We start from the raw sequence: 12,180 nt of genomic DNA on the forward strand, positions 1-12,180 counted from the left end.
TACTCATCTGTGGACGCCCCGCGAGATGCAAGCGATTTTTGAAGAAGATCGGCACGTAGTCGGATGCTGCCATCTGTCCGGCCTCTGATGGTGCAGCGATGAAGCTGCGGGCCCGTATGGGAGTTCGCAGACCGGAACCAAATCATAAAAGCGTGCTCTGGGCACGATGAGTACGCCTGGTTCTTCCGGCCTCGTCTCGCCGACTGTTGCGCCATACTCTCCTTCGACCGACTACACCTCCGACGACCTCAGGTCCGCCAGGATCACGCCTTGGCTGCGACCGGAGCCCTGTAATTCTCCTGCTTGATAAGTAGCGCCCAGACGATCCGCGCCATCTTGTTGGCGAGGGCGACTGTTACCAGCATGCGTGGTTTGCGAGCCAGCATCTGTTCGAGCCACGAACCCCTTGGCGCACCGCGTTTGCTTGCCTGTTGCACAACCGCGCTGCTGCCGATGATGAGGAGGCGCCTAAGCGTGCGTTCGCCCATCTTGGATGTCGCACCGAGCTTCTGCTTGCCGCCTGTCGATCTTTGAAGAGGCGTGAGACCGAGCCATGCCGCGAAGTCACGGCCTTTGGAAAAGGTCTCGGCCGGCGGTGCTAGAGCGGCGATCGCGGTGGCGGAGATTGGGCCAATGCCAGGAATGGTCATCAGCCTGCGCGATACCTCGTCTTCGCGAGCGCGCCGAGCGATCTCCTGGTCGAGATATGCGATCTTGCCATTCAACTCGGCGAGCAGGTCTAGCATCACTCGTAACATGGGGCGGGCCGCTTCGGGAAGTGAACTGGCCATAGCTTCTTCTTCGATGTGGTCGGTAAGTTTCGCCACATGTGATGGCCCCTTGGGCGCGATCCAACCATACTCCGTGAGGTGTCCTCGGATCGCGTTGATGAGCTGGGTTCGTTGCCGCACTAACAGGTCACGGGTTCGAAATACCAAGCCCGCAGCCTGTTGCTCCTCGCTCTTTACGGCAACGAACCGCATGCTCGGCCGCTGCGCGGCTTCGCAGATCGCCTCAGCATCAATCGCGTCGTTCTTTTGTCGCTTCACAAATGGCTTTACATACGCGGGAGGGATCAGCCGAACGCTATGGCCAAGCTGCGCGAGCTGCCGAGCCCAGTGATGAGCTCCTCCACATGCCTCTAAGGCTACTGTGCAGATCGGCTGAGCCGCGAAGAAATCCAGCAACTTTCCCCGGCTGATCCGTTTGCTGAATAAAGTCCGTCCTTTCCCATCCGCGCCATGAACGTGGAAAACATGCTTGGCGATATCCAGACCGATTATGCTAACCTCTGCCACGGACGCCTCCCTTAAGTGGTGCTAAACACCTCCACTTTGGCACATCGATGCCGTCGGCGGGGCGTCCACCCCATCATAAAGCGAGCTTGATTGGTGCAGGCTTGCCCAATGTCCGCTATGCCCTGGTAGCGATCAAATCCCGCACCGCCGCGAAACGACGCGATGGGCCATGAGCAGACATCGGATCGTCAGTTCACCTGAAATGCGCTATCCGGAGTCCGCGATGTCGGAACTAATCTTCATTGTTTTTTGCAGTACTTCAAAAATGACAGCCGTCGACCACCCAAACATTAGAGCACCGTTCATCGCCGTTATGGGACCAAGCAGCTTCCAGTCCTCCACCGGGGTCACGTCGCCATAGCCAAGTGTCGCGTAATTTACGAATGCGAAATACACGAGGTTTGTGCCGGCAGGCGCAGCGTCCACAATCGAGTAGGCCAGTGACCAAACAAACACTTCGAGAACATGCGCCCCCATTAAGACCGAAACGGTTGCGATCATAGTGAAGATTAGGAGCAGGGACGGATGGGGACTTTTTGTAGCCGATGCTCGTGCCGCGCTCACCACCGCGGTCATCACCATCGCATGGATTGTAATGTTACAAACACTGACGATGCCGCCTATCAGAAATTGGATTAGCATGACTAACGCCACCTTGGTAAGTTGGCAGAAGACCCGAATTGGCATACGCCAGCTTGAAAATGTGAGCAATGCCGCGTTATGCTTCCGAGGGGCTGCGGAACGAAATTGGTCCAACCGCAGGCAAATTGAAGGCGCGCGGTCTGATGCCTCTCTGGTTGGTCCCAATGATATACGCTGCTGCGAGTTTCTTCATTGGGATTACCCTGCCGCGACTTGAGCAGGCATACTTTCCATACCATTCCGGCATTTCCGTTGCCTCGGCTCAGGCATTCCTTTCGGCTGTCGCTTCCGGCATGATCACGCTCACCGGTATCGTGTTTACAGTCGGCTTGGTCATGGTGCAGTTCAGTGCCATTGCATACTCACCGAGGCTCGTTCTCCTTTTAGCTCGCGACCCAAGGCTATTTCATTCGCTAGGTGTGTTCATCGCCACGTTCACCTATTCTCTTTCAGTTCTGCTCCATGTCGATCGCAATGGGTCCGGGGTCGTGCCGCTGCTCTCCGGCTTCGCGGTCGCGGGGTTGCTTTTGCTCAGCATGCTTCTATTTTCCGCGCTGATGAAGGGCTTGAGCGACCTCCAGATCACTAACGTGCTTCACGTAATCGGCGATACAGGTCGCGAGGGCATACGCGAGATGTTTGATCACCTCGATGAGAAAACGAAAAATCGATCAAACCGCGCACAAGAGACGTACAATGTCTCTGACTTGGGTCCGGTTGTCCAAACGTTAAGGTATTTCGCCGCGCCGCGCACGATTGTTAAGTTCGATATCGACGACTTGGTTCGCCAGGCTCAAAAGGCGGCAGCCGTCATCGTGATGGCATGCGGGGTCGGCGATACCCTCGTCGAAAATACACGGCTGTTGCAGGTTCATGGGGCTAAAATTGCGCTGCCCGAAAGCGACCTCATGCGGACCATCCACTTTGGGTTTGAACGGACGTCCGAGCAGGACCCGAAATATCCCATCCGGCTTCTGGTTGATATTGCCATCAAGGCGCTGTCGCCGGCGATCAACGATCCGACTACGGCGGTCCAAGCTATCGACCAGATCGAGGATTTGTTGCGTCGGCTGGGAGGGCACGATTTGGACGCGGGGTATGCCCGCGATGCGGACGGCGTTTTGCGACTCATTTTCCCGATGCCATGGGAGGACTATCTGGTGTTGGCATTCGATGAAATTCGCCACTACGGTGCGGATTCGGTGCAGGTGATGCGCCGCCTGAGGTCGGCGCTCGTGGGGTTGGTCGATTCGGTGACGGCCGACAACAGGATCAAGGCGGTGCAGCAATATATCAAGCAACTCGATTCGACTGTCGATCGCTCAGATCTCGCTACGGATGATCAGGAAACGGCGCGCCAGGAGGATCGGCAGGGACTCGGCCTATCGCGCCGACAAAGAACTTCGTCTTGATCAGAGATGTCCGGTCCCGGGTCAAAAGTGTCGGTTTGACCCCAACGCCAGCCACTTCCGGTCTTCCGCGAACAACGGACATACCGCTGCGTCGCGATGATGGACGCTTTGGGCCCGAAGCTGACGTAGGAGAGCTTCATTGATGCTCGTCAAGGAACCGACCTACTGGACGTGACCATATTGGAATGGCTTCAGCCGCACCGATAAAGAAGTGGCCGTCGCTTCCAAACGATGGAAACACTCGCAACTCCGCATTCCCGCCCACTGCTGTAAACGCCTCGTGCATTCGTTTCGCCAAGTCCGGGCCAAAGTATGTGTCGTTCTCCGCGTAAATCCACAGCATTGGGATGCGGGACGTCTTGCCGAAACTGCGCGTTGCTTCGACGAGCTTGTCGGGCGCGCAATTGTTGTTCGGCTTACCATCAACTCGTCCGCCTCGACCTGCCGCAAAGGTAATGATCGCTTGCACCGACGACGGGTTCAGGCTGGGCGATGGCTCCCCATCCGCCACCGGATTGGCCAACAACGATGGCCTTCCCCGGCGCAACTGCCGCTTCCTTCCGCATGAAGTCGATCACCCACTGATCAAGGGTCGCAATCATCAGTCCCGGCCCGCGGAAATTGGGCTTGTCACAACTCCCAACGTCCGCGAAGTAGAGGCCAAATAGGCCTCGCTCCGGCTGGTCGGTTGACACGGAACCGTATCTCACCGGGGAGACTACGAAGTAACCCTGTCGTGCAAACCAAGGCGCCGCGTCGCGGTACTCGATTGCTGGGAAGAAAGGCCGCTGCTGTGGGTCGCCAGAAATGCCGTGATTCATGACGAGGAGAGTATATGGGCCTCCGCCGACCACCACGGTCATCACCAAGGCATGAATTGTGATGTTACAAATACTAACGATCCCGCCTACCAGAAATTGGATCAGCATGACTGTCCCTGCGAAATCGGGTGTGGTCCCAAAACTAGCATAGCGGTGCAGCGCAGCAAATAGTGACGCATGGTCCTAAGGCAAAACTCTGCATGATCCCGGCAACCGGATGAACGGGGTGCGTGGAACCTATCGGAGCGACGGACGTTTTTGTCCGCGAATGAGCAGCGCCGTGCCGGCGCAGCAAGCGCCGAGGCTTGAGGCGCTGAGCTGCGCCGATCGGAGATTTGCTCATGAGACTCACTCTTTCAGTCATCAAAGCTGACGTTGGCTCCGTTGGCGGGCATACGAAACCGTCTTCACGCATGATGGCGACTGTCGAGGGCGAGGTTGCCAAGGCGATCTGCAATGGTCTGCTGATCGACGGTTTCATCTGCCACACCGGCGACGACATTGCGATCATCATGACGCACACACGGGGCGAAGGAAGCTCCGAGGTCCATCAACTCGCCTGGAAGACGTTCCTCGCGGCCACCTCGGTCGCGAAAACATCCGGGCTCTATGGCGCTGGCCAGGATCTTCTCGCCGACGCGCCTTCCGGGAACATTCGCGGCGCCGGCCCAGGCGTCGCCGAGCTCAGCTTCGACCACAGCCTCTCCGGCGTGCGACCCGCGGAGTCCTTCATGGTGTTCGCGGCCGACAAATGCGGCCCCGGCGCCTACAACCTGCCGCTCTATCTCGCCTTTGCCGACCCCATGTACTGCGCTGGGCTGATGCTGCCTCCGATGATCAAGGGATTCCGTTTCCATCTCATCGACATGGACAACACGGCCGGCGACAGCCTGCTCGAGCTCGACGCACCCGCCGACAGCTACCACATTGCCGCCCTGCTTCGCGACAACGAGCGCTTCGGCATCGATCGCATCATTTCTCGAACCCATGGCGAGGTCGTCGTGGCCGTTTCGGCACAGCGCCTCCACGCGATCGCAGGCAAGTACACCGGCAAGGATGATCCAGTCGCGATCGTCAGGAACCAGGGGATTTTCCCAGCTCCGGAGGAAATACTCTCGCCGTTCGCCAAAGCGCACTTCGTGGGCGGCGATGCACGCGGCTCGCATGTGATGCCGCTCATGCCGGTGCCACTCAACACGCCCGTGACCGGCATGTACTGCCTGCCGATCGTTTCTTGCGTCGGCTTTTCGATCGACAGCGAAGGCCGCTTTGCCGAGTCCTACACCGATTTCTTCGACAACCCGGCATGGGATGAGGTCCGCCGGCGCGCCCAGCGCAAGGCCATCGAGATGCGCAGCCAGGGCTGGTCTGGCGCCGCCATGCTACCCTATTCCGAACTGGAATATGGCGGCTTCCGCGACACCGTGTCCGGACTGCTGAAGCGTTTTCGACTGCGCGACGACCGCAAGCCGGAAGCGGCCGAGTAGCGACCGCCTCCATTCAGAAGCGGGAGCGACGTTCACCGTTCAATCGACAGATGCAGGCGCTATGACGACATGCCGATCCGGGAGGTGGACATGGCAAAAAAACGCATCGGCATTCTCACGGGCGGCGGCGACGTCGCCGGCCTCAATGCAGTCATCAAGAGCGTGACCTATCGCGGCAGTGAGGACGACATCGAGGTTGTCGGTCTGCGCCGTGGTTGGGAGGCCCTCACGCACCTGAACCTCGACGACCCAAACAGCAGGTCCCACTACGTCATCCCGCTGAACCGTGAAAACACTCGAACCATCGACCGGCGCGGCGGCACCGTGCTGCACTCGAGCCGCGTCAATCCCTCCAAGATAAAAAAGCTGCCCGATCATCTCGTCGGCAATGAAGTCCCGGTCTCGCTGAGCACGAACGGCGGCATCGCGACAAAGACATGGGACCTCACCAGCCGGGTGCTCGCCAACCTTTCGGGGCTTGGCATCGAACACCTGATCGCCATCGGCGGCGACGACACGCTCAGTTATGCGGCCAAGCTCAACGAACTCGGCGTCAAGATCATCGCCATCCCGAAGACGATGGACAATGACGTCCGCAACACCGAGTACTGCATCGGCTTCTCGACCGCGATCACCCGCGCCAGCGATGCCATCCAGCGGCAGAGAACCACCGTCGGGTCGCACGAGCGAATTGGCATTTTCCGCGTCTTTGGCCGCGATGCCGGATTTACGGCACTCTACACCGCGTATGCGACCTCGATACGGTGCGTCATACCGGAGTATAAGGTCGACCTCGACAAGCTGATCCAGTTGCTCATCGAGGACAAGCGCGCCAATCCAAGCAACTACGCGCTGATCGTGCTCAGCGAGGGAGCTCAGTGGGAAGGCTACAAGCTGCAGGAATACGGCGAGCCTGACGCCTACGGTCACCGCAAGAAGGCCAACGTGGCGGAATCGCTTGCCGACGAGATCAAGCGGCGCACCGGCGAGGAGACGATCACCTCCGATCTCACCTACGATTTGCGATCGGGCGATCCGGACTTCATCGACAAGCTTGTGGCCCTGACTTTCGGTAACATGGCCTACGATGCCATGCTGGAAAGCAAGACCGGCCTCATGTCGGCGCTGGTCGAGGGCCGCTACGACCTCGTGCCCATCCCTGACGCCAAGCTCGGTCCGCGCAAATTGGACGTTGCGAGCAGCTACAACACGGAGCGCTACCGCCCGATCTACGCCAACAAGCAGGGGCTGCCGATCTTTCTTAACCGCGCGTCTTAGCGTGCCGGACCGGGCGAGCCAGCAGTAAGTCCGACCAATGTCCGTTCTGCCGCAGAAAGCGGAAGTCAATTCGGAGGGCTCACGCTGACGGCCGCCAAGCTGGTCGAACCCGCCCTGGACGAGTTCTATGCCATGAGCGGCGAGCAGAAGGCGCGCTTCAACGCACTGCAACAGGTCGCAAGCCCGTGAGGGCAGCGCTCGTGACCACCGTCCTGTGCCGTTCGATGTAGGTGCGCAGCACCTCGTCCAATTGCCCCTGCCCGCAATTGGCTCAAGCTGGACAGCCGCTTGAGGTCGACTGGGCGCTGGAGCAGTTCGCCACGACCCTGACGCAGGATTTCTCCTGACGCTGCCTGCGTCGGAAGATCGCAATGCCGGCGGCGGCCAACAACGAACGATTCCGCCCCCCGCGCGTTGAGAGTCGTGGGCGGTTTCGAGCTGGGAGCGACGATCATGCGTCCCCGTGGCGTTTGCGTGACGGCATTCTTGGTTGGCGTCTCGATGCTGGCGACGAGCGTTGGCGCGTCCGCCCAGGGACCCGGACACGGAAGAGGTGGACCAGCGGGGCCGGCCGCAGCGCCGGCGGCTCGGCCGGCAGCACCACCACCTGCCATGGCCCGTCCGGCGGCGCCGCCAGCCATGGCGCGTCCCGCCGCGCCGGCATTCCATCCCCCGGCCATGCCGCAGCGACCGGCCATGGCGCCGCATCCGGCGCCGCACTTCGCCGCACCGCCGCCGCGCCCGACTCCCCACTTCGCTGCACCGCCGCAGCGGGCTGCCCCGCACATAGCGGCACCCCGGCCTGAATTTCATCGGGCGCCGGCAGCGCCGCAACGTCCGGCCATGGCACCGCGGCCGGCGCCGCATATCGCCGGCCCCTCCCGTCCAGGCGCAGCACCGGCCGTAAGCGAGCGGCTGTCGCGACGGGAGCAGATCGATCAGCGCGCGCAGCAGCATCAGCAACAGATCCAGCAGCGCCAGCAGATGGTACAGCAGCGGCAGCGCGAGATGCTGTCGCGCCAGACCGCGGACCGCCAGACCCGCATCGATCGCCTGCAGCAGCGCGTGCAGCAATTGCAATCGCAGAAGCCGGAAGGCGCGCGGGCGCAACGCGAGCAGCAACGGATGCTCCAGACGCAGAACCGCCTGCTGCAGCGCGAGCAGCGCACGCAGCAAGTTGATCTGGCGCGCCAGCAGCGGCTGGGACTGCAGGCTCCCACTGCAACCGCAGCGGCGGCCGCCGCGCGCGCCGCCGACCGCGGGCGGTTTGCCGCGCGCTTCCGCGAGCAGACCACTGCGCAGACCCAAGCGGCCCTCGTCGCCCGCCAGAGCGGCTGGTATCCCCGGCAGGCCTGGCGACACCGCCATCCCGCGGTGTTCGTGGCGTGGCTTGGGCCCGTGTTCTGGCCGTACGCCTACTCCGACATTTTTGACTACACATTCTGGTCCTACGCGTACGAGCCCGGCTATTGGGCGTACGCCTATGACGACTTCGTCGACACTGTGTTCTGGGGTGGCGACAGCCCCTATTCCGCCTATGCCAGCATCGACCCGTATGACTATCCGCAAGCCGGCGGCGGCTCCCGCGCGCGCCCGCGCGCCAGTGTGAGCCCGCAAACGCTGCAGCAATTGTGCGGCACACCGGACAAGGGCGTCACCGCCTGGCCGCTTGCCGATATCGCGCGGGCGGTGCGGCCGACGCCGGAGCAACGCGCGCTGCTCGACGAATTGAAGACCGCGGCGACCAGCGCTGCCGGTGTGTTCAAGGACTCCTGCGCGGAGACTTATGCGCTGACTCCGCCCGGCCGGTTGCGGGCGATGATGAACCGCGTCAACGCGACGCTGGAAGCGGTCAAGATCGTGCGGCCGGCGCTGGAGAATTTCTACAACTCGCTTAGTGACGAGCAGCAGGCCCGCTTCAACGCGCTCGGCCCCAATGTCGCCGACCGCTCGCCGCAGCAGCAGGAAGCCGGTGCCCAGGAAGCCCGTGCGGAGAGCTGCGGCGATCCGAAGTCCGGCCTGACCCAGTTGCCGATCCAAAGGATCGAGGCCGTGCTCCACCCCGCGGGCAAGCAGAAGGAAGCGCTCGACCGTCTCAGCGAAGCGACGACGAAGGGCGTTGAGGGCCTGCAGGCGGCCTGCCCGAACGATGTGCCGCTGACGCCGGTCGGACGGCTGGAGGCGATGCAACGCCGGCTCGAGGCCATGCTGACGGCCGCCAAGCTGGTCGAACCTGCCCTGGACGAGTTCTATGCCACGCTGAGCAGCGAGCAGAAGGCGCGCTTCAACACGCTGCAGCAGGTGGCAGGCCCTTGAGCGCGGCGCGTCCTGTGCCGCTCGAGGTGCGCACCGTCACTGATTGCGCGCTTTGCAAAAAGCATATTCGCATTAGGGCCGGAATCGGAAGTCAATCGGCGTTTGTATTCAAGCCCGGCATGCCAATTCCTAACGTTTGGCCTGGTCCTCCCAGTCCACCCACTCCACATCATTGATTTCCAGGTAACTGGAAACGGCTGCGCCAATGGTTGGGAAAAAATATTGCTCGCCAAGCTGCGAGAACAGTCCAAATCTCTTCAGCTTGTCCTTGACTGGATCTTTCAGTTCGGCAAAGCAGAACTCGATACCCTGCGCGTGCAGCGCCTCGTCCAATTCGGCGACTGTATCGCCGGCGGAAACGTCCACGCTGGTGACAGGCTCCGCCGCAACGACCAGCCAGCGTACCGGCGTCGGCGATTTCGCCACGGCGTCCAGTACGCGCTCTTTGAAGAATTCGGCGTTGGCGAAGAACAGCGGCGCATCCCACCGAAACAGGACCAGCCCGGGGATTTGGCGTGCATCCGGATATCTTGTGATGTCGTGATAACCTTTGACGCCATGGGCGCGACCCAACACGGCGGAGTGTGGGCGCCAACCGTCCCACAAGAACTCGGCGATGGCGATTGCTATTGCCAGACCAATTCCTGGAATCACTCCGAGCACCGCCACGCCGACAAAGCAGACCATCGATAGCCAAAACTCCCACTGCTGAATCCGATAGATTCGCTTGAGGTCGGTGACCTCGAACAAGCCGATCGCGGCGGCGATTACGACGGCCGCCAATGCAGCGGTGGGCAGATGCTGAAGCAGGTTTGGTGCCACCAGCAGAAGGACGGCGATGGCAAGCGCGCCGACGACGCTGGTTAGCTGGGTACGGGCGCCGGCGGCTTCTGCAACGGGAGTGCGCGAAGCGCTGCTGCTGATCGGGAAGCCCTGAAAAAAGCCGGTTGCCAGATTGGCCGCGCCAAGCCCCACCATCTCCTGGTTGGGATCGACATGAGTGCCCAATCGTGCGGAGTAGGCGCGCGAAAGCACGCTGGTGTCAGCGAACGATACCAGCGCGATTGCGCAGCCGCCGACCAGTACCGGGACGATATCGCCGTAGGTGATCCAGGGGATCGCGAAACCCGGCAGGCCCTGCGGAAGAGGACCCAAAACCGCCACGCCGAAACGAGTCCCAAGATCAAGCACGCCGACGATGGCGGTCGCCCCAACTACTGCAATCAGAATGCCCGGCAGCCGCTTGTTGTTCTGGAGCAGCAGGATGACCATCAGCGTGCCGAGCCCAATCCCGAATGCGACCCAGTTTGTCTTTCCTTCAAGGATTGCAGCGGCGATCGCCCATAGGCTTCGTAAAGGTCCTTCGCTCCCGATCGAGAAGCCGAAGAGCTTTGGCAGTTGGCTGATCAAAACGGTCAATGCAATTCCGTTCATATAGCCGTACCTTATCGGCTTGGAGAGCAGCTCGGTGACGAAACCCAGGCGCGCGATGCCGGCTAGAATGCATACCGTCCCCGAAACGATCGCCATCATCGCAGCGAGCGTTGCGGCGCGAAGAGGATCGCCAACAGACAGTGGGGCGACGACGCCAAGGATGACAGCTGCCAGCGCCGAGTCAGGGCCCAGCACGAGGATGCGGCTGGGGCCAAACAACGCGTAGACCAACAGCGGTACGATCGTTGCGTACAGACCGGCAATGCCAGGCAAGCCCGATGCTGTCGCGTAGGCAATTCCAACCGGGACCAGCATCGTCGCCAGAACGAGTCCGGCGAAGATATCGCGCGGAAGCCACGCCGCCTCATATCGGCGGAGGGTTTCGATTGCCGGCAGCCAGTCGGTCCAATGCTTCATTGGCGGTCACTTCCAGACCCGGCCGGGCTCGTTGGCCACGCTCACGCATTGGCCGCGCTTGGCCCAGCCAGAACCCAGTCTAGGCTGCTGCGTCCCCCGGCAGGTGGAAAAATGTCACATCTCCGCTCATTCGCGCCAATTTTGCCAGGTCCGCGGCATGTCCGTTCTGGAGTCATTCGCGACCGGGTCGAGCCAGCAGGAAGTCCGACCAATGTCCGTTCTGCCGCTGAAAGCGGAAGTCAATTCAGAGGGGCCATGCTGAGGGCCGCCAAGCTGGTCGAGCCCGCCCTGGACGAGTTCTACGCCATGCTGAGCAGCGAGCAGAAGGCGCGCTTCAACACGCTGCAACAGGTCGCAGGGCCGTGAGGGCGGCGTCGCATTCTCTCGTTGCAATTGCGCAGCGGCCGAACGACGTGGGGTGACGTAATCGCTCTGTCGCAACGCTCGACGAGAACACGCGTGTCCGGGCCGCGGTTCCCTCTGAGAAGCGCGGTGGCACGGGATTCAGCCGGCAGCCTCGTTCTGACCGCACGCTGCGGAAATCGTCTTCTGCCCAGCCTCGTTCGTGGTTGTGATCGCTTGCGACCGCTCCATCTCGTCCGAGCCTGTGGCGTTGCATTGCTGGAAGTATGAAGACAACTCGAGATCGGCCAGGTGATCCCAGTATTCTGCTTCTGCGAGCAGCTTCCATTTGTTCATGCTGTTGTATGCTGCCTGTTGACGGCACAGCGAACCCATCGCACGCAAGCGTTGCACCTTCTCCACTGCGAACCTCCTTCGCGCTTGTTTGCTTACAGGCGCATTTGTGTTGTCACAGCTTTGCAGATTGAATTGACGAGTGATAGTCCGGTGTTTGACGGTCAATCGATGACAGCGCAATCGTCTGACTTTTCAGCGAATAGTCGGGCTGAACGACGCCGGCATCGGCGGCAGCAAAAGACGCGGCGCGGCAAAACTCGCTGGCCTTGCCACGCCGATCACAACAATGGCCCCGACGATTGCTCGTCGGGGCCATTCAAGATCATCAGGCAGGGGTACATCCGCCGGGCCTGATGATCGTTGATGCACCGATTAC

General features: G+C 61.1%; 11 protein-coding genes. 5 read left to right on the plus strand and 6 right to left on the minus strand.

The annotated features are described in order from the left end of the window. Window positions 1-263: 263 nt before the first annotated feature. Complete coding sequence (locus A3M7_RS0134270) at window positions 264-1,298, minus strand: IS110 family transposase (RefSeq protein WP_027543953.1); 1,035 nt, start codon at window positions 1,296-1,298, stop codon at window positions 264-266. A 207-nt stretch (window positions 1,299-1,505) separates the two neighbouring features. Beyond that, window positions 1,506-1,940, minus strand: coding sequence for a potassium channel family protein (locus A3M7_RS0134275; protein ID WP_027547960.1), 435 nt, complete (start codon window positions 1,938-1,940; stop codon window positions 1,506-1,508). A 68-nt stretch (window positions 1,941-2,008) separates the two neighbouring features. Here A3M7_RS0134275 and A3M7_RS0134280 point away from each other — a divergent pair, with 68 nt between their 5' ends. Then, complete coding sequence (locus A3M7_RS0134280) at window positions 2,009-3,352, plus strand: DUF2254 domain-containing protein (RefSeq protein WP_027547961.1); 1,344 nt, start codon at window positions 2,009-2,011, stop codon at window positions 3,350-3,352. A 136-nt stretch (window positions 3,353-3,488) separates the two neighbouring features. Here A3M7_RS0134280 and A3M7_RS51395 read toward each other — a convergent pair whose 3' ends face one another. After that, window positions 3,489-3,878, minus strand: a complete 390-nt coding sequence (locus A3M7_RS51395) for a hypothetical protein (RefSeq protein WP_198033865.1) — start codon at window positions 3,876-3,878, stop codon at window positions 3,489-3,491. A 636-nt stretch (window positions 3,879-4,514) separates the two neighbouring features. Between A3M7_RS51395 and A3M7_RS0134290 the strand changes: the two genes are divergently transcribed. The 3 genes from A3M7_RS0134290 (at window position 4,515) to A3M7_RS0134300 (ending at window position 9,254) form a co-directional block, all read left to right on the plus strand. Beyond that, window positions 4,515-5,660 carry a fructose-1,6-bisphosphatase gene (locus tag A3M7_RS0134290; RefSeq protein WP_027547962.1) on the plus strand — a complete coding sequence of 382 codons (1,146 nt, stop codon included), beginning with the start codon at window positions 4,515-4,517 and terminating at the stop codon, window positions 5,658-5,660. A 90-nt stretch (window positions 5,661-5,750) separates the two neighbouring features. Further along, a complete protein-coding gene (locus tag A3M7_RS0134295; protein ID WP_027547963.1) occupies window positions 5,751-6,938 on the plus strand; it encodes a 6-phosphofructokinase in 1,188 nt (395 codons plus the stop codon). A gap of 639 nt (window positions 6,939-7,577) precedes the next feature. After that, window positions 7,578-9,254 carry a Spy/CpxP family protein refolding chaperone gene (locus tag A3M7_RS0134300; protein WP_245284379.1) on the plus strand — a complete coding sequence of 559 codons (1,677 nt, stop codon included), beginning with the start codon at window positions 7,578-7,580 and terminating at the stop codon, window positions 9,252-9,254. 129 nt (window positions 9,255-9,383) lie between these two features. Here the strand turns inward: A3M7_RS0134300 and A3M7_RS0134305 are convergent, their stop codons facing one another. After that, complete coding sequence (locus A3M7_RS0134305; protein WP_027547965.1) at window positions 9,384-11,105, minus strand: SulP family inorganic anion transporter; 1,722 nt, start codon at window positions 11,103-11,105, stop codon at window positions 9,384-9,386. Window positions 11,106-11,216: 111 nt separating this feature from the next. On the opposite strand from A3M7_RS0134305, the gene A3M7_RS51125 reads away from it, so the two are divergent. After that, entirely contained in the window at window positions 11,217-11,471 is a 255-nt protein-coding gene (locus A3M7_RS51125; protein WP_256374906.1) for a Spy/CpxP family protein refolding chaperone, read from the plus strand. Between the two features lie 138 nt (window positions 11,472-11,609). Here A3M7_RS51125 and A3M7_RS0134315 read toward each other — a convergent pair whose 3' ends face one another. Both A3M7_RS0134315 and A3M7_RS49150 read right to left on the minus strand, forming a co-directional pair. Continuing rightward, window positions 11,610-11,870 carry a hypothetical protein gene (locus A3M7_RS0134315; protein WP_027547966.1) on the minus strand — a complete coding sequence of 87 codons (261 nt, stop codon included), beginning with the start codon at window positions 11,868-11,870 and terminating at the stop codon, window positions 11,610-11,612. 46 nt (window positions 11,871-11,916) lie between these two features. Next, window positions 11,917-12,120 (minus strand): hypothetical protein, encoded by a 204-nt coding sequence (locus A3M7_RS49150; protein ID WP_156937063.1) that lies wholly within the window; start codon window positions 12,118-12,120, stop codon window positions 11,917-11,919. Between the last annotated feature and the right edge of the window lie 60 nt (window positions 12,121-12,180).

The sequence above is a fragment of the Bradyrhizobium sp. WSM2254 genome, from assembly GCF_000472645.1.
GTDB lineage: Bacteria > Pseudomonadota > Alphaproteobacteria > Rhizobiales > Xanthobacteraceae > Bradyrhizobium > Bradyrhizobium niftali.